Annotated in this window: 16 protein-coding genes; 3 read left to right on the top strand and 13 right to left on the bottom strand. The window is 59.9% G+C overall.

Features of this window, described 5'->3' with window-relative positions:
* Nucleotide 1 precedes the first annotated feature (1 nt).
* The 12 genes from J3P92_RS07970 to J3P92_RS07915 form a co-directional block, all read right to left on the bottom strand.
* Nucleotides 2–1,312 (bottom strand): HlyD family type I secretion periplasmic adaptor subunit, encoded by a 1,311-nt coding sequence (locus tag J3P92_RS07970; protein WP_434650308.1) that lies wholly within the window; start codon nt 1,310–1,312, stop codon nt 2–4.
* Complete coding sequence (locus J3P92_RS07965) at nt 1,312–3,051, bottom strand: type I secretion system permease/ATPase (protein ID WP_434610245.1); 1,740 nt, start codon at nt 3,049–3,051, stop codon at nt 1,312–1,314. The genes J3P92_RS07970 and J3P92_RS07965 overlap by 1 nt, the downstream gene beginning before the upstream one ends.
* 276 nt (nt 3,052–3,327) lie before the next feature.
* The gene (locus J3P92_RS07960; RefSeq protein WP_434650306.1) at nt 3,328–6,948 is read right to left on the bottom strand and encodes a beta strand repeat-containing protein; all 3,621 of its coding nucleotides are present in this window, start codon (nt 6,946–6,948) and stop codon (nt 3,328–3,330) included.
* A 149-nt stretch (nt 6,949–7,097) separates the two neighbouring features.
* Nucleotides 7,098–10,667, bottom strand: a complete 3,570-nt coding sequence (locus tag J3P92_RS07955; protein WP_434650304.1) for a glycosyltransferase — start codon at nt 10,665–10,667, stop codon at nt 7,098–7,100.
* A 94-nt stretch (nt 10,668–10,761) separates the two neighbouring features.
* Nucleotides 10,762–12,327, bottom strand: coding sequence for a flagellar hook-associated protein 3 (locus J3P92_RS07950; protein WP_434562966.1), 1,566 nt, complete (start codon nt 12,325–12,327; stop codon nt 10,762–10,764).
* Between the two features lie 13 nt (nt 12,328–12,340).
* Nucleotides 12,341–14,407 (bottom strand): flagellar hook-associated protein FlgK, encoded by a 2,067-nt coding sequence (gene flgK, locus J3P92_RS07945; protein ID WP_420767401.1) that lies wholly within the window; start codon nt 14,405–14,407, stop codon nt 12,341–12,343.
* 10 nt (nt 14,408–14,417) lie between these two features.
* A complete protein-coding gene (flgJ, locus tag J3P92_RS07940) occupies nt 14,418–15,716 on the bottom strand; it encodes a flagellar assembly peptidoglycan hydrolase FlgJ (RefSeq protein ID WP_420767430.1) in 1,299 nt (432 codons plus the stop codon).
* Nucleotides 15,717–15,730: 14 nt separating this feature from the next.
* Complete coding sequence (locus tag J3P92_RS07935; RefSeq protein ID WP_170847652.1) at nt 15,731–16,801, bottom strand: flagellar basal body P-ring protein FlgI; 1,071 nt, start codon at nt 16,799–16,801, stop codon at nt 15,731–15,733.
* 45 nt (nt 16,802–16,846) lie between these two features.
* Nucleotides 16,847–17,542: a flagellar basal body L-ring protein FlgH gene (flgH, locus tag J3P92_RS07930; RefSeq protein WP_420767402.1), complete on the bottom strand. Its 696-nt coding sequence runs from the start codon at nt 17,540–17,542 to the stop codon at nt 16,847–16,849.
* Between the two features lie 72 nt (nt 17,543–17,614).
* Nucleotides 17,615–18,400, bottom strand: coding sequence for a flagellar basal-body rod protein FlgG (gene flgG, locus J3P92_RS07925; protein WP_186610404.1), 786 nt, complete (start codon nt 18,398–18,400; stop codon nt 17,615–17,617).
* 49 nt (nt 18,401–18,449) lie between these two features.
* On the bottom strand, nt 18,450–19,187 hold the full coding sequence (locus J3P92_RS07920) for a flagellar basal body rod protein FlgF (RefSeq protein ID WP_003199043.1): 738 nt from the start codon (nt 19,185–19,187) through the stop codon (nt 18,450–18,452).
* A gap of 336 nt (nt 19,188–19,523) precedes the next feature.
* Nucleotides 19,524–21,086 (bottom strand): sigma-54-dependent transcriptional regulator, encoded by a 1,563-nt coding sequence (locus tag J3P92_RS07915; protein ID WP_420767403.1) that lies wholly within the window; start codon nt 21,084–21,086, stop codon nt 19,524–19,526.
* A gap of 387 nt (nt 21,087–21,473) precedes the next feature.
* Here J3P92_RS07915 and phhA point away from each other — a divergent pair, with 387 nt between their 5' ends.
* From phhA to J3P92_RS07900, 3 genes are all read left to right on the top strand, one after another.
* Nucleotides 21,474–22,259, top strand: a complete 786-nt coding sequence (gene phhA / locus J3P92_RS07910) for a phenylalanine 4-monooxygenase (protein WP_434650302.1) — start codon at nt 21,474–21,476, stop codon at nt 22,257–22,259.
* A 99-nt stretch (nt 22,260–22,358) separates the two neighbouring features.
* Nucleotides 22,359–22,715 (top strand): 4a-hydroxytetrahydrobiopterin dehydratase, encoded by a 357-nt coding sequence (locus J3P92_RS07905; RefSeq protein ID WP_420767404.1) that lies wholly within the window; start codon nt 22,359–22,361, stop codon nt 22,713–22,715.
* On the top strand, nt 22,715–23,908 hold the full coding sequence (locus J3P92_RS07900) for an amino acid aminotransferase (RefSeq protein WP_434650300.1): 1,194 nt from the start codon (nt 22,715–22,717) through the stop codon (nt 23,906–23,908). The genes J3P92_RS07905 and J3P92_RS07900 overlap by 1 nt, the downstream gene beginning before the upstream one ends.
* Before the next feature lie 193 nt (nt 23,909–24,101).
* Here J3P92_RS07900 and J3P92_RS07895 read toward each other — a convergent pair whose 3' ends face one another.
* The gene (locus J3P92_RS07895) at nt 24,102–24,665 is read right to left on the bottom strand and encodes an NAD(P)H nitroreductase (protein ID WP_434562958.1); all 564 of its coding nucleotides are present in this window, start codon (nt 24,663–24,665) and stop codon (nt 24,102–24,104) included.
* Nucleotides 24,666–24,761 lie beyond the last annotated feature (96 nt).

The raw sequence follows: 24,761 nt of genomic DNA, 5'->3' as shown, positions 1-24,761 counted from the left end.
ACTAGCCCTCTCTGAATGCTCGTTGGGCATGGTCGCTGATCGGTTTAAGCAGGTAAGACATGACGTTTCTGGAGCCGGTCTGAATCATCGACTCAACCGGCATTCCCGGCACTAAGGCTAGCCCTTGCAATTTTGCCAGTTCACTTTGAGGAATCTTGATGCCCGCCCGATAAAACCCCACCCCGGTGCGCTCATCCTGAATCAGATCCGCTGACAGCCGCACCACGGTGCCGGTCAGTTCCGGGGTGGTGCTGCGGTTGAACGCACTCAAGCGCAAGGTCGCAGATTGTCCAACCGTTAGTTGGTCGATGTCCTGGGCACTGATTTTCGCCTCCACCAGCAGTTCATCGTCGGCGGGTACGATCTGCATGAGCCCCTCGGCCGGTGAGATGACGCCACCGATTGTGTGCACGGCCAATTGCTGCACGCGCCCAGCAATCGGCGAGGTGATGTCGATGCGTTTGAGCTGATCACTGGCAGTGATTTCCCGCTCGATCAACTCGCCCTGACGGGCCAGCAAATCCCTCAGTTCCTGGGACACTTCACTGCGGAAAGTCTGGTCAACCTGAAGTCGTTGCAACTCGGTTTCGGCGATCTTGCCCCGCGCCTCGGCAATGGACGCCATCAACTGTCCCCGCTCTCCGCGCAAGCGGGCAATACCTCGAGCCAGGGCATTAACTCGGTCGAGGGTCATCATTCCTTTGTCGAACAGCTTTTTGACGGCTTGGTATTCGCTATCAATCAGTTCGATTTCCTCAAGCTTGGTTTTTTGCTGGAGGTCGTGGCCGGCAATGGTTTCGTTGAGTTGCTGGACACGCTCGCGCAGTTGCTTCTTCTGCCCTTCCCGGGAAGCGCGGCGGTCGATGAACAGTTGCTGCTCGCTGGCCATGACTGTCTTGGCCTCTTCCAAGCTCATACGACTCAGTAGCTCTTTCGGCACCATCACTTCGCTGGCATTGTCCCGCTCGGCCTCCAGGCGAGCCAGACGGGCCCAGGCCTGATTCAAAGACTTGCTTACGATGGCCTGGCTGGCGGCTGGCAAGGTGGCATCTAGACGCAACAACACGTCCCCTGCCGCGACTGCCTGCCCTTCCTTGATCAGCAATTCGGCCACCACACCTCCAGTAGGATGCTGGATCGTCTTAACGCTGCCCTCCACGGCCACCACCCCCGAAGCAACGACTGCACTAGACAGGTTGGTCAGCATCGCCCAAGCCAGGCTTCCGCCGAGCAGCAGCACCAATGACACTGCCCCCCAACGCAGATGACTGGATAAAGAATCGGTCAGATTGGCTTCTTGATCGGTCTGCATCAGTTGGACACTCCCAATTCCGCGACATTGGTGGTGGGCCGGGGAGCTGGCGCAGGCGGCCTTTTAAGGACGACATCCTTGGGACCAAAAGCTGCCTGCATGCCGTTTTCGAGAATCAACACATGGTCAATCACCGACAAGATACTGGTGCGATGGGCAATCACCACCACGATTGCGCCACGGGCCTTGAGTGCCAGGATGGCCTTGGCAAGCGCCTGTTCACCTTCGGCATCGAGGTTTGAATTTGGCTCGTCCAGCACCACCAGGAACGGATCACCAAATAGAGCCCTGGCCAGTGCCACCCGTTGTCGCTGACCGGCCGAGAGGTTGACCCCACCTTCCCCCACTTGGGTTTCATAGCCTTGGGGCAGTTGCAGAATCAACTCATGGACCCCAGCCAATTGCGCTGCGCTGACGATCGCACTGTCCGGTGCCGAAGGGTCTAGCCGAGCGATGTTCTGGGCGACAGTTCCGGTAAACAGCCCAACGCATTGCGGCAGATAACCGATCAACTTGCCTCGCGCCTGTTCGGTCAGCAGCTCCAGCGGCGCGCCGTCGAGCCGGACATGTCCGCGAGCCGGCGCCCAGGCGTTGACCAGCACCCGCGCCAATGACGACTTGCCCGATGCGCTCGGCCCTACCACACCAACGGCAGTGCCCGCGGCGACCATGAAGTGGATATTTTGCAAGGTCAGGCTTTGCACGCCGGGCGGCGCGGCAAAAACATTTTCGACCTGCAAACTGCGATAGGCAGCGGGCAATTCGGTCTTGCTCTGTGCATCCGGAAACAGAGAGAACACTTCCAACAGCTTCTTCCAGGCGATCTGGGCACCCAACAGGCTACGCCACGTGGCAATGACCTGCTCCGCTGGCGCCAGGGTCCGCGCCACGATGATCGAGGCCGCGATCATTGTGCCGCCGCTCAAGTCGCCTTGGATCACCAGCCACGCCCCCAAGGCCAGGGCGGCCGACTGAACGACCTGGCGCAGGGTTTTAGAAATGCCACCGTAAAAGCCGCCGATGTCGATCGAGCGTCGTTGTAGGGTGATGAAGGTGCTGTGATTCTTCTGCCAGATGGTCGACGTATTGGCCAACATGCCCATGGCCATCAGTGCTTCGGCGTTCTGGTGAGCTTGCTGGCCCAGATGATTGCGCTTGTTCAACGCCTCGGCCGACGCTAGCATCAGTTTGCGGGTTTGCCGGTCAGTGATCAGGGTCAGACCGATGAGGATAATCATCAGGCCGACGGTCAAAAAACCAAAGAGCGGGTGAATATAAAAGCAGATCGCGAGGTAAACCGGCATCCACGGCAAATCGAAAAATGCCATAAGTCCCGGACCACCAATAAAACTGCGGATCTGGTCTAGCTCCTGGGCCGGTTTCAAAGCGTCTCCGGTAATCGGCGTTTTCAGCGAAGCGCCGGCAATCATGTTGAAGACTCTCGAAGAGAGCGTCAGATCCAGCGAGGAAGCAATTCGCACCATGACTCGGGAGCGAATTATGTCCAGCAGGCCTGAAAGCGCATAAACCCCCAGCGCCAGCAGCCCCAGGGCGACCAGGGTCGGGACGCTTTGGCTGGGAATCACCCGGTCATACACTTCCAGCATGAACACCGGGCCAATCAGCGCCAGGATATTAATCACCCCGGAAAACAGCGCGGCGCCTATCAGCCCCCGGCGCAGTGCCGATTTCAATGGAGGCGCGACAACAGGCGCGCTGACAGCGTTAGGGGGTTTCAACTGTTATCCATCCCTTGGTTTTTCATGACATCCATGTCCCCAGTCAATACTGACTGGATGACAGAGGTCGTATGGAAACTTGACGCTCTTCGAGCGCTTTGCGCTGGACTGCAAGTTCCGCACCAGACAGTCCGCCTACGGCAGGACTCGGCTGCGTAAGATTGCGCCCAAGCTGCGGGCAAAATAAAAACGCCTCTGGGTCAATAAGACCCAAAGGCGCTCCTGTAGCCCTGTTCTTGATCAAGCTCCCCAGGCTAGAAGGAGCTCACGCAGGTGTTATGCGGGGATCGTAAAGACATCCCCATTGGCCGTATGGAACTGTTCGATGGTGTTAAAGCCCGCATACCAGTCCTGCAGCTTCACGCCCATGTCCGAAAGAGGTTGGCCAGAATGGTAGCTGGAGGTGTTGAAGATATAGGCATCATTGCCACTTCGTACGGTCGTTATCGTGTCCATCGACTCCATTCCATTCAGCATCACCCGATCAAATCCTCCTGCGCCGTCATCCTTGATCGAGACTTGACCGTAGGTATCAATGACGTAGGTATCGTCATCCTGGCCCCCATTGACGAACCCTTGACCACCTTCAGCGACAGTCAAAGTGTCATCGCCTGCCCCGCCCAATAAGCGGAAACCATACCCTTTGCCCAACAGAACATCGTTGCCGGCCCCACCGTCAGCAGTGCCGCTGAACACCGCGATACCGTCGCTGCCAGCCTCGCCATAAGCCACTGTGCCGGTGTCCAGGCTGGCCGTGGTGATCGAATCATTGCCGAGGCCACCATAGAGCTGATCGGCCTGGGCAACGTTGGTAGAGCTACCGGGAAGCATCGGGCCTGTAGCCGTGTACAAGCCGCCATAGATGTAATCGGCGCCATCGCCCCCGTAGATGATGTCGCTGCCCAACCCGCCCTCCAGCCAGTTAGCCAGGCTGTCTCCTGTCATGGAGTCATTGAACTGGCTGCCCATGACCCGCTCGATGTTAGTCAGCACATCGCCCTGGGCGTCGCCTCCCTGGTGAATGCCCGTCTGAAGGTTGATATCCACAGCGGCAGCACTGTTGATGTACCACGCTTGGTCCACACCATCGCGACCATTGATGACGTCGGCGCCCGCACCACCAATAAAAATGTCGGCTTTAGCAGAGCCCAGCAGGGTGTCATCGAAGCCCGATCCCTGATAGATTTCGATCGCGGTAAACGTATCGCCAGCCGCATCGCCGGCATTCACATTGGTTGTCAAATCGATGGTCACCGCGCTGGAGGACTGTTCATAGCTGGCCAAGTCTGTACCCAGCGCTCCATCAAGGCCCATCGCTTGCGAGCCACCGATAAAGGTGTCAGCAGCGCCTGTACCACGAATGACTTCAATGTCGGTGAAGGTATCACCCGCGGCAATCCCAGAATGGATGCCAGTCTTGAGGTTGATGTTCACGGCAACTTTGCTGTCAATATAACCAACCACATCAAGCCCCGCGCCACCGAAAAACTGATCTGCGCCATCACCACCAAACAACACGTCGTTGTTTGCACCGCCGATAATGATGTTGTCACTGGCGCTACCGTAACCGGTAAAAGAGCCCGTGCCCGTGTACACCATTTTTTCGACGAACACATCCATGGTGGTCGTTGCGGCGCTAGTACGCAGTTCGTCGAAGCCGCCATTGTCCTGCTCAATGATCTTCACATTGGTGGTAGCAATGTTGTAGATATCGTTGCCGGAACCGCCTTCAAAAGTCACGTTGGTGATCGCGCTGGTGAAAGTGTCATCGAAAGCCGTCCCGATGACTTTTTCCACCGCCGCTAACGTGTCCCCTTCCGCGTCACCACCGATGCCAGCCCTGCCAACACCGTTGCGGATGTCGACGTCAATGGCAGCAGAAGATCCAGAGTAGTCCATGGTGTCGATACCCGCGCCACCGTCAAAGCCAATTGCCCGGTCATCCGCCACCACGGTGTCAGCAGCGCCTGTACCACGAATGACTTCAATGTCGGTGAAGGTATCGCCCGCCGCAATCCCAGAATGGATGCCAGTCTTGAGGTTGATGTTCACGGCAACTTTGCTGTCAATATAACCAACCACGTCAAGCCCCGCGCCACCGAAAAACTGATCTGCGCCATCACCACCAAACAACACGTCGTTGTTTGCACCGCCGATAATGATGTTGTCACTGGCGCTACCGTAACCGGTAAAAGAGCCCGTGCCCGTGTACACCATTTTTTCGACGAACACATCCATGGTGGTCGTTGCGGCGCTAGTACGCAGTTCGTCGAAGCCGCCATTGTCCTGCTCAATGATCTTCACATTGGTGGTAGCAATGTTGTAGATATCGTTGCCGGAACCGCCTTCAAAAGTCACGTTGGTGATCGCGCTGGTGAAAGTGTCATCGAAAGCCGTCCCGATGACTTTTTCCACCGCCGCTAACGTGTCGCCTTCCGCGTCACCACCGATGCCAGCCCTGCCAACACCGTTGCGGATGTCGACGTCAATGGCAGCAGAAGATCCAGAGTAGTCCATCGTGTCGATACCCGCGCCACCGTCAAAGCCAATTGCCCGGTCATCCGCCACCACGGTGTCAGCAGCGCCTGTACCACGAATGACTTCAATGTCGGTGAAGGTATCGCCCGCGGCAATCCCAGAATGGATGCCAGTCTTGAGGTTGATGTTCACGGCAACTTTGCTGTCAATATAACCAACCACGTCAAGCCCCGCGCCACCGAAAAACTGATCTGCGCCATCACCACCAAACAACACGTCGTTGTTTGCACCGCCGATAATGATGTTGTCACTGGCGCTACCGTAACCGGTAAAAGAGCCCGTGCCCGTGTACACCATTTTTTCGACGAACACATCCATGGTGGTCGTTGCGGCGCTAGTACGCAGTTCGTCGAAGCCGCCATTGTCCTGCTCGATGATCTTCACGCCGCTGGTAGCAACGTTGTAGATATCGTTTCCTGCGCCCCCGTCAAATGTCACATTACCGATCGCGCTGGTGAAAGTGTCATTGAAAGCCGTGCCGATGACTTTTTCCACCGCCGCTAACGTGTCGCCTTCCGCGTCACCACCGATGCCAGCCCTGCCAACACCGTTGCGGATGTCGACGTCAATGGCAGCAGAAGATCCAGAGTAGTCCATGGTGTCGATACCCGCGCCACCGTCAAAGCCAATTGCCCGGTCATCCGCTACCACGGTGTCAGCAGCGCCTGTACCACGAATGACTTCAATATCGGTGAAGGTATCGCCCGCGGCAATCCCAGAATGGATGCCAGTCTTGAGGTTGATGTTCACGGCAACTTTGCTGTCAATATAACCAACCACATCAAGCCCCGCGCCACCGAAAAACTGATCTGCGCCATCACCACCAAACAACACGTCGTTGTTTGCACCGCCGATAATGATGTTGTCACTGGCGCTGCCGTAACCGGTAAAAGAGCCCGTGCCCGTGTACACCATTTTTTCTACGAACACGTCCATGGTGGTCGTTGCGGCGCTAGTAAGCAGTTCGTCGAAGCCGCCATTGTCCTGCTCGATGATCTTCACGCCGGTGGTGGCAACGTTGTAGATATCGTTCCCATTACCCCCTTCAAATGTCACGTTACCGATCGCGCTGGTGAAAGTGTCGTCGAAAGCCGTCCCGATCACTTTTTCCACCGCCAATAACGTATCGCCTTCCGCATCGCCACCGATGCCAGCCCTGCCGACACCGTTACGAAGATCAATGTTAATGGCAGCCGTCGATGCGGAATAATCCACCGTATCAACGCCCGTTCCCCCATCCAGTTTGTCCGCCCCAGCACTGCCCCAGAGAATATCATTCGAACCTAAACCAAAAATCTCATCATCCCCGCTGCTTCCGGCCAGCGTATCTACGCCGCTTGTCCCATTAATCACTGCCATTTGCTTCGTCCTTGCTCCGTTGTGAAAAGCGGGTATCGTCCAAGCGGCAGAGGAACGCCACTTTTGATCGAAAAGTATTTCCGGTAACCCGTCTATAGTTGGAGCGACAGGTCATAAAAAAGGCGACTGAAGTCGCCTATCCCTCGGAATCAATCCGGCAACCACCCCCACAACCAATGCTGCAGGTTCTTGCCGTTGAGCATGTAGTCCCGCAGCACCGCTTCGCGCAGTTCGTCACCCATGCGGTAACTCGCGTCCGGATCGGCCAGGTGCATGCGGATCGCTTCAACCCACTCCTCAGTGCTGTTGCTGCGCACTTTGGTGCAGGGCAGAAAACCGTCGTAGGCCTTGGTGTCGGTGCAGATGACCGGGTAGCCACAGGCACCGTATTCCAGCAAGCGCAGGTTGCTCTTGCAGTCGTTGAAAATGTGGAACTCCAGGGGAGCCAGTGCCAAGTCGAGATTCAGGCGGGCCAGCTTGAATGGGTAGGTGTTCAAGCCGACCGAGCTGTGGAACTCATGAATATACGGACGCAGTGCATCCGGGCACATACCGAAGAACACCCATTCCACTTCGTTTGCCAACTCGCGAACCACGTCCGAAATGATTTCCAGATCACCGCTGTGGCTGGTTCCTCCCCCCCAACCCACCCGAGGCTTGGAGGACGTTCCGCGCCGGCTGGTCAGCTTCGCCCACGGCTCAGGTGGCAACATGTTAGGCACGATACGAATTTCATTGTGCATGCTGGACAAGGCATCAGCGAGCGAAGGTGTCGTCACCACCACACGATCACACAGCCCGATTCCTTCGCGCAGCATCTGTTCGATATTGGCCGGCTTGTTGCGCGCATGCGTGTTTTTCTTGGGTGCCTGGATGACGTAATCGTCGAGTTCGAAAATCCGCAAGGCACCGGAGTATTTTTTCATTCTGAGAATATCGCCGGCGGCCCCTTCGCTGTAGCGCCCCTGCAATACGATCGTATCCGGCGACAGGCGCTCAATCTCGACGGTAGGAGGCGACTCGTAGGCGACCCGAGCGATTACCCGCCCGGCGGCCTCCAATTCGGCCAACGGGGCCGTGACGCGATAATGCCCAACCGCGGTGGCGTTGACCGGCAAGCCAAGTATCAATGGCAGGGCGCGGCGGCAGAACGGGTTCCAATTGTTGCGCAGCGAAGGTTCCAGGCTGAAGCTGGACGCCCCGAGGCTCAGCGCAGGGTTGTAGCCTGGATCCTGGGCGATCTGCGGCAGCCATTTGCGATAGAAGATTTCGCGCTCGCGCTCCACCAACGTGGTTTCTTCAGGCTGGACAGCGGTCGACGGCAGGTCGACTTTCATGACCGTGGCGTAGGGCGTCCAGACAACCAGGTAGCCAATTTTTCCTGCGCGCAGGCACAGATCGACATCGCTGAGGCCGAAGGTTAAGGACGCATCCAGGCAGCCGAGTTCATCGAATACCTGCTTGCGCACCATCAAGCAATCGCTGCTTACCGAACTCCAGTTCTGCGTCGTATGCAAACGCTGCATGTAGCCGCGCGAAGCCGCGGATTCACCGTAGAACGGCGTGCCCACCGGCCCAGCCAACCCAAGAACTTGCCCGCCGCCGACAACCGTGCCTTGAGGACTGAGTATTCTCGCACCGACCACCGCTACCTCAGGACGCTGGGCATGATTGACCATCTCGTCCAACCAGTCATTTTCACAAATGACCGTTTGCGGACTGAGCAACAGCAAATAGTCGCCCCGGGCCTGACCTGCAGCAAAATTGCGCACCGCTGCATCGCTGTCATCACCGGCGTATCGCAATACGCGCAACATGCTCGCACCTAACTGCGACATGTTCTCCAGCCAGTCGAGCATTGCCGGGTCCCGGACGCCGCTGTCAACAATCAGAATTTCATAATGGGTGTAGGCCGTACGTTCGATCAGGCTCTCGGCGCAACGCTGCAAGGCGGCGAGCGAGTCACCGGTACGCATGATGATCGATACCAGCGGGCGCTCGCCGTGTCGGTAGCTGATGCGATTGATCAACGGCAAGGTGTCCGGGGAAATCTCATGATCGATGCCGATACGCTCCAGATGCGCGCCAACCAACCGGGCGTTGCCCTCGATCACCTCGGGCAGCGACAACCATTGGGCGAAGCTCAGGACCGACTCAACCTGGATTTCCGCGATGTGTTCGATGGTCTGAGGGCCAGCCTCTTCCACCAGGCGCCAGAGCAGATCGTGGGGCGCCAGTTCACCGTGATCCGGTTCAAAACCACCGAGGGCCATGAATCGTTCACGCTCGAAAGCCAAGGTCCGACCGACATAGGGATAGGCACGCATCAGGTCTAGGTTGAAATCCGGCTTGAACACTGGCTCGAAGGACTCGCCGTCCACCAAAGCGCCTTCATCGCTGTAAACGCAAAGGATGCCCGGCCTCCCGGCAACGCGCTCGGCCAGGATCAACAACGCTGAATCGCGCAGCACGTCGCCCGCGCGCAGCACGTAGAACCAATGGGCGCCTTCCAGCTGTGGAACGATGGCATTAAGCTGACTCGGCCAATCCGCCTGGTAAGGCAACTGCAGAACCCGTTCATCCGCTTCGCAAGGAGCATCGGAAAGCACCACTACGGCCTGGGCTGAATACAGCTGGCCCTTGATGCTGCGTAGCGTCGCCTCAAGCGACTCCGCATCGCCGAGCGCGTCGATGACCAAAGGCACGATGTTCGGCCGAAACGGCCAACTATCGATGCGCGCGGGCATGACGCGTCGTTCTACCTCACTGAACCGGCGGACGGCCAGCCATTCCCGATAGAAGTCGGCATAACTATCGCTTTGCGCCCCGACTCGACCATTCACGACGGTATTGCGGTTGCCCAATACGCGGGTTACGCAGAGCTCCTGCCAGGCGTGAGGTTCATCGGTGATCTTGTCCAGATCAATGCAGCGCACCCAACCAGAAGCCGGCGCCGCTTCACCGCTGCGCGCGACAAGCATCTGCGCCAGCCATTCCCACTCTGTCTTTGCTGCCTTGAGCATTTCCGGGGTCTTGCTCAAACGCTCCGGGTAGAGGCGCTCGATACTCAACACGGTATTCAAGGCAATCAGATTGCCGCGTCGCATCAGGCAGACAAACAAAGCAAAATCGAGCACCGCAACAAAACCGGCACCGTCCTGAATCAGCGCGGGCAGCAATTCCAGCACATCGGCCCGGCGCATCAGGGTGGAACTGAAATTGCCGATGAAGTTGGTTGGCGTGCTCTCGAAAATTGCCAGCATGTCGTCGCCTTTGAGCAAGGCGTCATTTGGCGAGAAGCGGCAGTTATCCACCCGGGGCGGCAAGATGAAGTTGCCTGCGTCGCACAACAGCCGCAGCGCGAACACCACGCTCACGTCAGCATGATCCATCAACGCCTGGGCCTGCATCGCAATGCTCGGTGCGAATAGACGATCGTCATCGCACAAGACCTTGATGAACTCGCCCTGCGCCTCATCGACACAACGCAACAGGTTGCCCGGCAGTCCTAGCCGTTGAGGATTTTTCAGATAGCGGACCGGATGGGCCGGCTGTTTGAATGACGCGACTATGTTGCGAATCTCATCGTCAGGCGAATCGTCGCAAACGATGATTTCAACGTTTTCGTAGGTCTGGGCCAACGCACTGAGCAATGCCTGGTCAAAGAACCGAGGGTTGTATGCGGGGATGACGATGCTGACGAGGGGAAGTGACTTCACGGTTTAAACTCTCGAGCGGCGGGCCCCGGCCTTTTCAGGCCGGAGCCCCGGAACCGCTTAAAAAAAGACGGTTGGCGGCTCGGTCGATACCGGCTCAGATCTTGTTGAACAGACCCAACTGGGCGATCTTGCTGAACGCCAGTTGCGAGGCTTGCAGCATGGTCTGTTGCAATGTCAGGCGGGTTAATACCTCGGCCGAATCGGAGTCACGGATCGACGATTGGGTCTGTTTATTGGCCAGCATCAAGCTCTGGTTGGTGTCGCTCTGGGTGTCCAGAGCGGCACCACGACCACCCACGGAACTCAGGGCGCTGGACAATTGATCGGTGCCGCTTGCCAGGTTGCCGATGCCGGACGCGAGCGAAGCCTGCAGTTTCTGCAACGCTATCGGATCGTTGTTGGTCGGTGTGTTCAACGCGGTTTTCAGCTGATTCACGGTGTCCAGGATGTTCTGGGTTTCGTGGGTGTTGACCGCGATGCTGAACTGATCGTCTGCGGCTGGCGTGCCGTCCAGGGTGAAGCTCACGCCTGAAGCGGTGGCTACGTTACCGGCCAGGGTGCCGCTGGACACGGGTTGGCTGTTAGCGGTCAGCGGCGCTGCGTAAAGGTCGAAATCGGTGGCGCTGGTGAACTTCAACACGGCCGCCCCCGTAGGGAAACTAGCGTGGTAGGCCACCGGATCGGTGATTTCGCTGCCGGTGACTTGCACCGCGGTCGGGTTGCCAGGACTGCGCATCGGAACAAAGGTGTCCGGCTTGGCAGCCAGGGTGAAGGTATGGCCTGGCAACACCGTGCCAGGGACATCGCCCGTTTGCAGATTGATGTTCAGGGTCAGCTCCACACCACGGAACTGGACCGCCTGCCCGCTCTTGCTGTTAGGGTCGAACGCGCCGCCCTGGCTCGCTTCGGCGGTCACGTCATTGCCGAGCGAGTCGGTGATTCTCAGTTGCGTGCCGCTGGTGAACTCCACGGTGTACGGCTCGCCGCTGCGGAACTTGCTGTTATAGCTAACGCTGGAGGAAACCTGGCCGTCGGACAAGACCACGCGCCCGTCATCCACCGGCGGCGCGGTCCGAGTGACCTGGCTGCGGCTGGTGTTGACGGCTTGCTGGAACACTTCCCAGCCGGTGCTGTTGGTGGCCATCGACATGGTGTCACCGACCGGCAGGTCGAGCGTCACCTGGTCGCCGTTGTAGCTGTAGCTACCATCGGTGTTGCGGGTGAACGGGACGGTGTCACCCTTGGAACCGGAGAAGATGTACTTCCCGTTTTCGTCCTTGCTGTTCATCAGGCTCAGCAACTGTTCTTCGATCTGCGCCAGCTCCGAAGCGTTGGCCTGACGGTCAGCGTCGGTGTAACCGGCGTTACCGGCACCGACAGCCAGTTCCTTGGCGCGCTGCAGCACGTTGCCGATGCTGGTCATCACCGCTTCGGTGGTACCCAGGGTGGCCTTGATGGTGTTGGCGTTGGTTTCGTACTGGGCCAGCATCGAAGCCTGGGTACCCAATTGCAGCAGACGCGAAGCGCCCACCGGATCATCGGCGGCGGTGTTCACGCGCACCAGGCTGCTGGCCTCTTCGCTGGTCTTGACCACGTTGGCGAAGTTCTTCTGGTAGTTCGCAGCCGTGCTTTCGTAAAACTGAGAAGTAGAAATGCGCATGGGCTACGGCTCCTTAAAGACTGTTGATCAATGTGCTGAAGATTTCCTGCGCAGCCTTGATGATCTGCGAAGACGCGGTGTAGTACTGCTGGAACTTGACCAGGTTGCCGGTCTCTTCATCCAGGTCGACGCCCGATAGCGAGTCGCGGGCATTCTTGGCGTTGTCCAGGATCGCGCCGGTGGCGGCGCTGTCCAGCTTGCCTTGGGCGGCCTTGGCACCGACGCCTTCCACCAGTTTTCCGTAGGCATCGTTCAAGGAAATGCCCTTGCTGGCCGAACCGGTATCCACGGTTTTGGCGGTCTGCAAGCCAGCGAGCACGGTACCGTTACGGTTATCAAGGCTACCAGGCTGACTGAGGCTTATATCGATGCCGGCACCGTCGGACGGCGCGCCGGCGATGGACATATCGAACGTGACGGTACGCTGCACCGGCGGTACGGACGAATCCATGATCGGGGCGCCGGTGGCGTCCTTGAGCGGAACGCTCAGGCTCAGGGTGTTGCTCTGACCGGGTTTGATGGTGCCACTGCTGATCACGCCGCCCTTGGCATCGAGCAACTGATAAGCCTGGCTGGTGCCACCGGCCGACGTCGCCCCGAACACCACTTTGACCGGCATCGAATTCTTGATGCCGTTCTGGATGATGCTGGTAGTGGCTTCGTCGTAGATGTCCAGCTTGGTGGTCATGGTCGGCTGGCCGCTGGCCGGAATGGTCAGCGTGCCGCTGCCGCCCGGCGTGATGGCGGCGCCCAGCGGCGCGGCAATCGCCAGCCGCTTGGAGTCGGTCATCTCGGTCTTGATGCTGCCCGCGGCGTTGCGGGTCGGGGTGATCTTGAACGAGTCACCGACGGCCGCGGTGCCGTTGGCGAAGGTCAGCGAGAAACCATCGACCACCGGTGCCGGCGTGGTCGCGGTGTTGAACGCACCCATCGGCGTGTTATCGGGCAGACGCTGGACGGTGTAGTCGGTGGCGCTGGTGAAGGTGATCTTGTAGTCGTTGGTGGTCAGCTTGCCCGTGTCTTCGATCGACACGTTGAAGTTGCCGGACCCGGCGCTGTTGCCCAGCGAGGCAACGCTGCGCTGGCTCATCTGGGCCGCGCTGTTGATGCTGCTGAACAGGTTGGAACCGAATGCGCCGTTCTTGTCGATACCCGAGGCCTGGATGCTGTTCATCTGGTCGGCGACGACCAGCGCCACACGGCCCAGCTCGTTCATGGCCGGGTCGAGGACGGTGCTGCGGTAGCGCATCAGGCCACCGATTTCACCGCCGGTCATCACCTGGGTGATGTCCATGACGCTGGAGCCGCTGTTGAGCTGGATGCCAATGCGACCGGGGTCGTTCTTGTCCGGCACCGCTTCCAGTTTATTGGTGATATTGCCCATGACCAGTGGCTGGCCGGATCCCAGGTAGATGTCCAGGCTGCTGCCGTTCTCCACGACCTGAGTGCCGGTGAAGGTGGACAGCTGGCGAATGGTCTCGCTGCGGGCATCGAGCAGGTCGTTCGGCGCGCCGCCGGCGTTGGAGACTTCGGCGATTTTCTTGTTCAACTGGGCGACGGTGGTGGCCAGGCTGTTGATCTGCTCGACCATGTTCGACAGGTTGCCGTTGATGTTCTCGCTCTGCGCCGTCAACTGGCTGGCTACCGAATTGAAACGGTTGCTCAAGGCCTGTGCATCGCTGAGCAGCAACTGGCGAGAGGCGTCGTCGCCCGGCTTGGCGTTGACGTTCTGCACCGAGGCGAAGAACTTGGTCAGCGCGCCGTTGAGGCCAGTGCCGCTGTCCGACAGCAGGGAATCAAGCGGTGTGATCTGCCCCTGGTAGGCCGCCGCATCGCTGTTGAGCGAGGTGGTGGTCTTCAGTTGCGCTTCGAGATAGGAGTTGTAGACCCGGCGTACGTCCGCCAGGGTCGTGCCGGAGCCGATGAACACGTTGCCGTACTGGTTCGACGCCTTGGTGGTCTGCACGGTCTGCTGACGCGAATACCCTGCGGTATCGACGTTGGCGATGTTGTTACCCGTGGTCACCAGTGCGGTCTGGCTTGCGGACAGACCCGACATCCCGATATTGAGCAAACTCATGGTTCAGACCTTATAAAGTCGTGGTGGCACCAGCCGAAGCGTAGTTTTGGTAACTCGTCATCTGCCGGGCTATGTTCGAAATCTTGCTGGCGTAGTTCGGGTCGGTGGCGTAACCGGCCTTCTGCAACTCGCGTACAAACTGTTCCGGGTTATCGGCCGACTTCAGCACAGCTTGATAGCGACTGTTGCTTTGCAGCAGATTGACCAGGTCATGGAAACTGTCACGGTACGAGGCGTAGGAACGGAACTCGGCCGTCTCCTTGACCATCTCGCCATTGCGGAATTCGCTGGTGATCGCCCGCGCCGAATCGCCCTTCCAGTTCGCGCTGGCCTTGATGCCGAACAGGTTGTGGCTGCTGCTGCCATCGGGCTGGCGCATCACCGATTTGCCCCAACCGGTTTCGAGAGCAGCCTGGGCCACCAGGTAACGAGGGTCGACGCCGATACGGTCCGCTGCTTCCTTGGCCATTGGCAGCATGGCGTTGACGAATTCATCGGCATCGCGGAAGGCCTTGCGCGCCGGCGCCAGCGGTGGCTGGGCCACGGCGCGGCCATAGACTTGCATGTCGCCTTTGGGCTCGGCAGCCTTGAGCGCGGCCAGCCAGTCACCGTTGGCCAGCTCACCGGAAGCCGGCTTGACGGCGGCAATGGCGCGATCAGGCAAGACGTTCTGCGCCATCGCTTCAGGCTTGACCGATGCCGAAGGCACCAACCCCGCGAGCAAGCGGTCGGCGAGTTTCGGTGGCAGGGCCAGGCGGCGCTGGTTGATCAATTCCATGTCGTTACGGTGAATGCCCTCGGCACCTTGCGGCGCGCTCACGGCACGCGACGCCCAGAGTGGGCGCTGGCCGTTGCTGCGCGACAACGGCCCGTCGGGCAGCGTTCCGGCCGCCACAGGCGTGGGTACTGGCGCCTTGGCCTTGTCCAGCGCCTCTTGCTGCTTGGCGGCCGATAAGGTGGCCGCCTCGCCCGAGGCCAGCGGTTTGTTCTTCGACATCTGGCGCAGCAGCACGTCAGCCAGGCCAATACCGCCGCCCTCGCGGGACATGGAAACGGCCAACTGCTGGTCGTACATTTCCTGGTATTGCTTGGCTTCCGGCGTGTTCATTGGATTGTCCTTGCCCAGGGCCTCGGTGGCCGAACGCATGGACTTGAGCATTTCGCCGAGGAACAGCGACTCGAACTCCTGCGCCACTTTGCGCAGGTTGCCTTCGCTGTTCTTGTCGCCGACCTTGAGCTGATTGAGGCGATTGAGGTCCGAATAGGACGCTGAATCCCCACTGATCAAGGCGCCTTTGCGCATATCCACCATGACCGCTTTCCTTAAATCACGATCAGGTCGGCTTGCAACGCGCCGGCCTGCTTCAAGGCTTCGAGAATCGCCATCAGGTCGCCCGGTGCCGCGCCGACCTGGTTCACCGCCCGGACGATTTCATCCAGGGTCGTGCCCGGACCGAACTTGAACATCGGCTTGGCTTCCTGCTCGGCATTGACCCGTGAACGCGGGACCACGGCGGTCTGGCCGTTGGACAATGGGCCCGGCTGGCTGACGATCGGGTCTTCGGTGATGGTCACGGTCAGGCTGCCGTGGGTCACGGCGGCTGGCGAAACCTTGACGTTCTGGCCAATCACGATGGTGCCGGTGCGCGAGTTGATGATGACTTTCGCCACCGCCTGGCCCGGGTCGACTTCGAGGTTTTCCAGGATCGACAGGTAGTCGACCCGCTGGCTCGGATCCAGTGGCGCGGTGACGCGGATCGAACCGCCGTCGATTGCCTGGGCCACGCCTGGGCCGAGCATGTCATTGATCTTGTCGACGATGCGCTTGGCCGTGGTGAAGTCGGAACGATTGAGGTTCAGCGTCAGGCTGTTGCCCTGGTTGAAACCGCTCGGCACCGCACGTTCAACCGACGCGCCGCCAGGGATGCGCCCGGCCGACGGAACGTTGACGGTGATCTTCGAACCGTCGCGCCCTTCGGCATCGAAACCGCCCACCACCAGGTTGCCCTGGGCGATGGCGTAGACGTTGCCGTCGATACCCTTGAGCGGGGTCAGCAACAAGGTGCCGCCGCGCAAGCTCTTGGAGTTACCGATGGACGAAACGGTGATGTCCACCTGCTGGCCGGGCTTGGCGAAGGCCGGCAGATCGGCACTGACCGACACCGCCGCAACGTTTTTCAACTGCACGTTGCCGGAGCCCGCCGGCACCTTGATGCCGAACTGCGACAGCATGTTGTTGAAGGTCTGCAGGGTAAACGGTGTCTGTGTGGTCTGGTCACCGGTGCCATTGAGGCCAACGACCAGGCCGTAGCCGATCAACTGGTTGGAACGCACGCCGGAAATACTGGCGATGTCCTTCAGGCGCTCGGCTTGAGCGCTGAAGGCTGCCGACATCACCAGGGCACCGATCAACAGCTGTTTAAGATTCAACTTGATCACCTAGAAAGGGAACTTCGGGCTGAGGAAGAAGCGGTCGAACCAACCTGGCTGACTCGCATCGGCAAAGGCACCAGTGCCCGAATAGGTGATGCGCGCATCGGCCACGCGAGTGGACGAAACGGTGTTATCGGTGGCGATGTCATCGGCCCGAACCATGCCGGCGATGCGTACCAGTTCGTCACCGGTGTTGAGCGTCAGCCACTTTTCACCCCGTACGACGATGATGCCGTTGGGCAGGACGTCGGCCACCGTCACGGTGATCGAACCGGTCAGGCTGTTGCTCTGTCCCGACTTGCTGTCGCCCTTGGTGGCACGGTCGGCGCCATAGCCGGCGTTGAGGCTGAGATCGTTGCTGCCGATCGGATTGTTGGTGGTCAGGCCCGAGCCGAACAGCGATGTCAGGCCGACGCTGGTCTCGCTGGTCTTGTCGATCTGCGAGTTGGCGTTCTTGCTGGCCTGGGTCCGCTCGTTCAGGGTGATGGTGATGATGTCACCGACCCGGAAAGCCTTGCGATCGCTGTACAGGTTCTGCTCGAAACCGGCCTGGTAGATCGAACCGTTATTGGCCGCCGCCGGCAACGGTGTGCGCGGCAACACCGGAGCGTAGTACGGGTCATTGGGCCTTGGCGTTGGCGCGACACAGCCCGCCAATGCGGTGATCCCACTCAATGCCAGAACAGATACGAAGCGATTCATGACCCTACCTCTTGGTGTTGCAGGCGACCCTGGAGCCGCCCTGTCTACGTGATGACGAATGTTGCGACGCGATTACAGGTTCTGCGTGACGAACGAGAGCATCTGGTCGGCGGTGGAGATGACTTTGGAGTTCATCTCGTAGGCGCGCTGGGTGGTGATCATGTTGACCATCTCCTCAACGGTGCTCACGTTCGACGTTTCCAGGGTGTTCTGCAGCGTGGTGCCGAAGCCGTTCAGGCCAGGCGTGCCGACTTGTGGCGCGCCGCTGGCAGCGGTTTCCATGAACAGGTTGTTACCCACCGCTTGCAGGCCGGCCGGGTTGATGAAGTCGGCGGTCTGCAGGTTGCCGATCACCTGGGAGGCCGGGTTGCCCGCCACGGTGATGGACACGGTGCCGTCGCGGCCCACGGTGAAGGTCTGGGCATCGTTCGGGATGATGATGGCCGGTTCCAGGGCGAAACCACTGGCGTTGACGATCTGGCCATTGGAATCGAGGTGGAAGGTACCGTCGCGAGTGTAGGACGTGGTGCCGTCCGGCTGCAGGATCTGGAAGAAACCGCGACCGTCGATGGCCATGTCCAGCGGCTGCTCGGTGGTCTGCAGGCTGCCGGCGTTGAAGTTTTTCTGGGTGCCGACGATGCGCACACCAGTACCCACTTGCAGGCCCGACGGCAATTCGCTGTCCTGGGTCGACTGGGCGCCTGGCTGGCGTTTTACCTGGTAGAGCAGGTCCTGGAACTCGGCGCGATCACGTTTGAAACCCGTGGTCGAGACGTTCGCCAGGTTGTTGGAAATGGTGGACAGGTTTGTGTCCTGGGCGGACAGACCTGTTTTGGCAACCCAAAGAGCCGGAAGCATTCGATTCTCCTCTCACGCCTGTTTTTCGGCGCAGCGCTGTAATTAGTGATTAGATCTGCAAGACCCGAGCCATGGCCTCATCGCCTTCTTTGGCGGTGTTCATCATCTTGACGTGAAGCTCGAACTGCTTGGCCAAGGCCAGCACCGAAGTCATTTCATCCACGGCATTGACGTTGCTCGCTTCCTGGAAGCCCGACACCAGTTGTACGTTGGCATCGATGGGCGCGGGCTGGCCGTCCTTGGTACGGATCGAGCCGTCGAGGCCCTTGGTCATGTTCTTGAGGTCAGGGTTGACCAGTTTGATTCGGTCCACCTCAGCCATCACCCGCGGGCCTTCGCCCATGGCGCGAATGCTGATGGTGCCGTCCTGGCCGATTTCGATTTTCTGCTCTGGTGGCACGGCGATCGGACCGCCATTGCCCATTACCGGCATGCCGTTGCCGGCCCGCAGCACACCCAAGGCGTCAACGTTGAGGCTGCCGGTACGCACGTAGCTTTCACCGCCGTCGGGATTCTGCACGGCCATCCAGCCCGGCCCGCTGACCGCCACGTCCAGGTCGCGACCGGTTTCAACCAGCGCTCCCGGGGTAAAGTCAGTGGCAGGCCGTTCGGACATGGCAAACGCCCGCGCCGGAAAGCTGTCGCCGAACACCGGCATCGAACGTGCCTGCTCCAGGTCTTTCTGAAAACCATTGGTGGAGATGTTCGCCAGGTTGTTGGCATGGGCCCGTTGCGCCAGTGCGTTCTGGCTGGCGCCGGTCATTGCCACATAAAGGTACTTGTCCACTGTCGTTCCTCTGCATGCCGGACGTTTGCCGCCCACTGCTGTGTTGCACAGCCTTAAGCAAATTGCAGACCAACTTATTTCTGACGCTGGTGGGGCCGGTAAATAAAGGACTTGGCGGAATTGAAAGGGATTATGGAAACGTATCGAAGACGAAAAACCGGCGGTGTCGTGCCGCTTACGGCAAGTGTCCGCCTAACCTGATCAAATAGACGCCCCGTGGCGAGGGAGCTTGCTCCCGCTGGGCCGGTCCGACGCCTCGGGCGTAGCGGCTCCACACTTTTGGCGATTGCTACGCAACCGAGCGGGAGCAGCTCCCTCGCCACGAAGCGTCTATCATCACACGCCGGGTTCTTTGCCCACCTCATACTCACGCAACTTATTGGCAATCGTCGTATGGGAAACCCCCAACCGCTTGCCCAGTTGCCGGCTGCTCGGGTGTTCGGAATACAGGCGCTCGAGCACGGCCTTCTCGAAACGGCCGACGATCTCGTCCAGCCCTCCGTCGAGGGAAAAGTCACCGAGGGGTTGGCGCACGCCGTAGTCCGGCAGGCGAATGTGTTCGGCCTTGACCTTCCCGCCGTCGCATAGGGAAACGGCCTGGAACAGCACGTTTTCCAGTTGCCGGACATTGCCTGGCCAGTGGTAGTGACTGAGCCGGTCCATCGCCGCTGGGGCCAGTCTTGGCAGTGGGCAGCCGATCTGGCGACTGGCCTGGTCGAGGAAATGCTCGACCAGCGGGGCCAGCCCGTCGAGGCATTCGCGCAGCGGCGGGATGTGCAGAGAAAGCACATTCAGGCGATGGTACAAATCTTGACGGAATTCTCCCCGGGCACAGAGTTCGGACAAATCGACCTGGGTCGCGCAGATCACCCTGACATCCAGGTAGACCTCTTCGTCACTGCCTACGCGGCGGAAGCAACCGTCCTGTAGGAAGCGCAGCAGTTTCACCTGCAGGCGCGGACTCATTTCTCCGACGCCATCGAGAAACAGCGTACCGCCCGCCGTCAGCTCCAGCAGCCCGAGCTTGCCTTCGGCCCGCGCCCCTTCGAAGGCGCCGGGCCCGTAGCCGAACAGTTCAGTCTCGGCCATGGACTCCGGTAATCCGGCGCAGTTGAGCGCCATCAACGGCGATTGCCCCCGTGGGCTTGCCAGGTGACAGGCACGGGCCAGCAATTCCTTGCCGGTTCCGGTTTCGCCTTCTATCAATAGCGGCGCGTCCAGCGGCGCCATGCGCCGGGCCTCGCGGACCACCGCCGCCATTACCTTCGAACTCTGGAAAATACTGTCGAAGCCGCGCAGTTCCTGCTTGCGCACGTTATAGATGCGCTCGCCCACCCGGTCGGCGCGGTGCAAGGTCAGCACCGCGCCGGCCATCGCCTCGCTGTCGTCGTGCTCCGATTGCAGCGGCGCGATGTCCGCCAGGAACACATCGCCCTTGACCTTGACCCGCAGGCCATTGATCCGCGATTGGTTGGCGCGCACCAGTTCCGGCAGGTCGAAGTCCTCGGCGTAGCGGGACAAGGGAATCCCCGGCACCTCATCCACCCGCACCCCGAGCAACTGCGCCGCCGCCCGGTTGGCCGCGACGATGGAGCCGCCCATGTCGATGGACAACACCGGAAACTCCAAGGCGCCAAGCAAGGCATTGAGTTCCATGTGCCGACGCTCGCTCGGCATCAGCCCTACGCGCTTGACGCCGAACACCCCGGCGATGCCTTCGAACTTCGGACGCAACGCCTGGAACTGGATGTTGATCAGGTTCGGGCAGTGCAGGTAGATCGCATTGCCATGCTCGCCACCGACCTCGCCTCGGGCGACGTTGATGCCGTATTCCACCAGCAGATTGAGAATGTCCCGCAGGATGCCGATGCGGTTCTGGCAATGGACTTTGATACGCATGAGAGGCCCGATGCTGTTCACTTAAGGTTTGTTTGATTCATTGTGGCGAGGGAGCTTGCTCCCGCTGGGGCGCGAAGCGGCCCTGTTTTTTTGGGGCTGCTGCGCAGCCCAGCGGGAGCTAGCTCCCTCGCCACGGTTTTTTGCGCTGCGGCGCAAATAGCCGTCAAGATTATGTGACAGTTTGAGGACCTTTCCCAGCCGAAAATACCTGCAACACCGAGACTCGCCAGAATACGTAACGGAAACTTTACATTTTGTGCATGACTGGTCGTTGTTCGGCCAGCTAGCCCTGCTGCGCCTGCCCCTGGTTTGGGTTATCCCTTATGCATCGCTGGAGATAACAACAAAACAAATTTTCCCCTTGAGGGATATCAGCAGGAGAGCAGCATGAAGCAGACGCAATACGTGGCCCGCGAGCCCGATGCGCAAGGTTTTATCCACTACACCGCTGAAGAACACGCAGTGTGGAACACGCTGATCACCCGCCAGCTGAAAGTCATCGAAGGCCGTGCGTGCCAGGAGTACCTGGACGGTATCGACAAGCTGGGGTTGCCCCATGACCGCATCCCGCAGCTGGAGGAAGTCAACAAAGTGCTGGGCGAGACCACGGGCTGGCAGGTCGCCCGGGTGCCCGCGCTAATCCCTTTCCAGACCTTTTTCGAGTTGCTCGCCAGCAAGCAGTTTCCGGTGGCGACCTTTATTCGTACCCGTGAAGAACTGGACTACTTGCAAGAGCCGGACATTTTCCACGAGATCTTTGGTCACTGCCCTCTGCTGACCAATCCCTGGTTTGCTGAATTTACCCACACCTACGGCAAACTCGGCCTACAGGCCTCCAAGGAAGAACGCGTCTACCTGGCGCGTCTGTATTGGATGACCATCGAATTCGGCCTGGTGCAGACGCCGCAAGGCCGGCGCATCTACGGCGGCGGCATTCTCTCGTCGCCCAAGGAAACCGTGTACTGCCTGTCAGACGAGCCGGAGCATCAAGCCTTCGACCCGCTGGAAGCCATGCGTACGCCTTATCGCATCGACATCCTGCAGCCAGTGTATTTCGTGCTGCCCGAGCTCAAGCGCCTGTTCGACCTGGCCCACGAGGACATCATGGGCATGGTCAAGCGCGGGCGGGAACTGGGCCTGCACGCACCGAAATTTCCACCGAAAGCCGCGTGAACCGCTGGTTTTGATTCCAATTGAGTCTGTTGCGCCTCGCGACTTTGCTTTAGCGTGGCTGCATCGACGTTTTCCAAATATCCGATCCGGGAACCCACCATGACCACTTTGAACCAAGCCCATTGCGAAGCCTGCCGCGCCGATGCCCCACAGGTCAGCGACGAAGAACTTCCAGTACTGATCAAGCAGATCCCCGACTGGAACATCGAAGTGCGCGACGGCGTGATGCAGCTGGAAAAGGTCTTCCTGTTCAAGAATTTCAAGCACGCCCTAGCGTTCACCAACGCCGTCGGCGAGATCTCCGAGGCCGAGGGGCATCACCCAGGCCTGCTTACCGAGTGGGGCAAAGTCACCGTCACCTGGTGGAGCCACTCCATCAAGGGCTTGCACCGCAACGACTTCATCATGGCCGCTCGCACCGACGAAGTGGCCAAGACCGCCGAGGGCCGCAAGTAATGCATTTCGATGCCATCGGCCGGGTGCCCGGCGACCCGATCCTCGGCCTGATGGAGGCCTACGGGGCGGACAGCAATCCTGGCAAGTTCGACCTGGGCGTAGGCGTCTATAAGGATGCCCAGGGCCTGACGCCAATTCTGCAGTCGGTGAAACAGGCCGAGCAGCGGCTGGTGGATCGCCAGGTCACCAAGACTTACATCGGCGGTCATGGCGACGCCGCGTTCGGCCAATTGATGAATGCGCTGGTGCTGGGCGCCGATTCACCGTTGATCGCCGGCAAACGCGCCGGTGCCACCCAGACCCCAGGCGGCACCGGCGCCCTGCGCTTGAGTGCCGATTTCATTGCCCAATGCCTGCCGGGCCGTGGCGTGTGGTTGAGCAACCCGACCTGGCCGATCCATGAAACCATCTTCGCCACCGCGGGGGTCAAGGCCAGTCATTACCCTTATGTGGGCACTGACAATCGCCTGGATTTCGAGGCCATGCTGGCAACGCTGGGCCAAGTGCCGAAGGGCGATGTGGTGCTGTTGCATGCGTGCTGCCACAACCCGACCGGCTTCGACCTGTCCCACGACCAATGGCGCCAAGTGCTGGATGTGGTGCGCAACCGCGACCTGCTGCCGTTGATCGACTTCGCCTACCAAGGCTTTGGCGACGGGCTGGAGCAGGACGCCTGGGCCGTGCGGTTGTTTGCCGAAGCGTTGCCCGAGGTGCTGGTCACCAGTTCATGCTCGAAGAATTTTGGCCTTTACCGCGACCGCACCGGTGCGCTGATTGTCTGTGCTCGCGATGGGGAAAAATTGACGGACATTCGCAGCCAACTGGCCAACATCGCCCGCAACCTTTGGTCGACGCCGCCGGATCATGGCGCGGCGGTGGTGGCGACGATCCTAGGCAATCCGGAACTCAAGGGCCTGTGGGTCGACGAAGTGGAAGCCATGCGCCTGCGCATCGCTCAACTGCGCGGCGGTCTGCTGGAAGCACTCGAACCCCACGGCTTGCGTGAGCGCTTTGCCCATATGGGGGTGCAGCGCGGGATGTTTTCCTACACCGGCCTGACGCCGGAACAGGTCAAGCACCTGCGCGAGCGCCATAGCGTCTACATGGTCGGCACCGGCCGGGCCAACGTGGCCGGCATCGATGCGACGCGCCTGGATGCCCTGGCGGTGGCGATTGCGGATGTTTGCAGGTAGCTTTCTGTCGCCGCTGGTCTCGTGGCGAGGGAGCTTGCTCCCGCTGGGCTGCGCAGCAGCCCTAAAGTAGAAGCTTAAGATTGTCAGGCTGTCTCTGCTCGACACTTTGGGGCGGCTTCGCCGCCCAGCGGGAGCAAGCTCCCTCGCCACGATGGATCCAAACAGCCTCGAGTCATCCGCCGCCCTTGAGAAGTTATTCCCCCGTCCAGGCCCGGACAAACCGCCCGATATCTTCCTGTGGTGCCGTGCGCGCCTCTTTCTGCGGCGTCCCAAGGTAAAGGAAACCAATCACCTCCTCGCCGTCTTCAAGCCCCAGGCCCCGGGCCACATGCGGCGAGTAAGCCAGCTCACCCGTACGCCACACGCCGCCTATCCCTTGTGCATAAGCGGCCAGCAGAATGCCGTGTGCCGCGCAGCCTGCCGCCAGCAATTGTTCAGGCTTTGGAATCTTGAAATGGTCTTGCAACCGCGCAATCACTACCACCACCAGCGGCGCCCGTAGCGGGCCGTTGAGGGCTTTCTCCACGACGGCTTCGGGCACCAGCGGATCATTGAAGCGCGCTGCTTCGGCCAACAGCTCGCCCATGCGATGGCGTGCCTGCCCCTCCACCGTCAGGAACCGCCACGGGCGCAACTGGCCATGGTCGGGCGCGCGCATCGCGGCCGCGAACATGACTTCGCGCTGTTGCGGCGTGGGCGCCGGGTCAACCAGGCGTGGCACGGAAACACGGTTGAGCAAAGCATCTAAAGCCTGCATCGGCGACCTCCTGGAAAAATGTTCGGCTATTCTAGTGGCTGTTCCGTCAATCCGTTAGCCCGAATTCAGAGACAGGCAACGCCGGACGCCGGTTTA

The sequence above is a fragment of the Pseudomonas sp. D3-27 genome (genome assembly GCF_051132165.1).
In the GTDB taxonomy this organism is placed as follows: domain Bacteria; phylum Pseudomonadota; class Gammaproteobacteria; order Pseudomonadales; family Pseudomonadaceae; genus Aquipseudomonas.
This window is presented reverse-complemented; position numbering and strand designations above follow the sequence as displayed.

Bases quoted from the DNA above. Each gene is read 5' to 3' on its own strand.
- J3P92_RS07915 (WP_420767403.1), bottom strand. From the start codon at position 21,086: ATGCGTATCAAAGTCCATTGCCAGAACCGCATCGGCATCCTGCGGGAC.
- flgK (WP_420767401.1), bottom strand. From the start codon at position 14,407: ATGAGTTTGCTCAATATCGGGATGTCGGGTCTGTCCGCAAGCCAGACC.
- J3P92_RS07900 (WP_434650300.1), top strand. From the start codon at position 22,715: ATGCATTTCGATGCCATCGGCCGGGTGCCCGGCGACCCGATCCTCGGC.
- J3P92_RS07970 (WP_434650308.1), bottom strand. From the start codon at position 1,312: ATGCAGACCGATCAAGAAGCCAATCTGACCGATTCTTTATCCAGTCAT.
- flgH (WP_420767402.1), bottom strand. From the start codon at position 17,542: ATGAATCGCTTCGTATCTGTTCTGGCATTGAGTGGGATCACCGCATTG.
- phhA (WP_434650302.1), top strand. From the start codon at position 21,474: ATGAAGCAGACGCAATACGTGGCCCGCGAGCCCGATGCGCAAGGTTTT.
- flgG (WP_186610404.1), bottom strand. From the start codon at position 18,400: ATGCTTCCGGCTCTTTGGGTTGCCAAAACAGGTCTGTCCGCCCAGGAC.
- J3P92_RS07905 (WP_420767404.1), top strand. From the start codon at position 22,359: ATGACCACTTTGAACCAAGCCCATTGCGAAGCCTGCCGCGCCGATGCC.
- J3P92_RS07935 (WP_170847652.1), bottom strand. From the start codon at position 16,801: ATGTCGGCAGCCTTCAGCGCTCAAGCCGAGCGCCTGAAGGACATCGCC.
- J3P92_RS07895 (WP_434562958.1), bottom strand. From the start codon at position 24,665: ATGCAGGCTTTAGATGCTTTGCTCAACCGTGTTTCCGTGCCACGCCTG.
- J3P92_RS07960 (WP_434650306.1), bottom strand. From the start codon at position 6,948: ATGGCAGTGATTAATGGGACAAGCGGCGTAGATACGCTGGCCGGAAGC.
- J3P92_RS07950 (WP_434562966.1), bottom strand. From the start codon at position 12,327: ATGCGCATTTCTACTTCTCAGTTTTACGAAAGCACGGCTGCGAACTAC.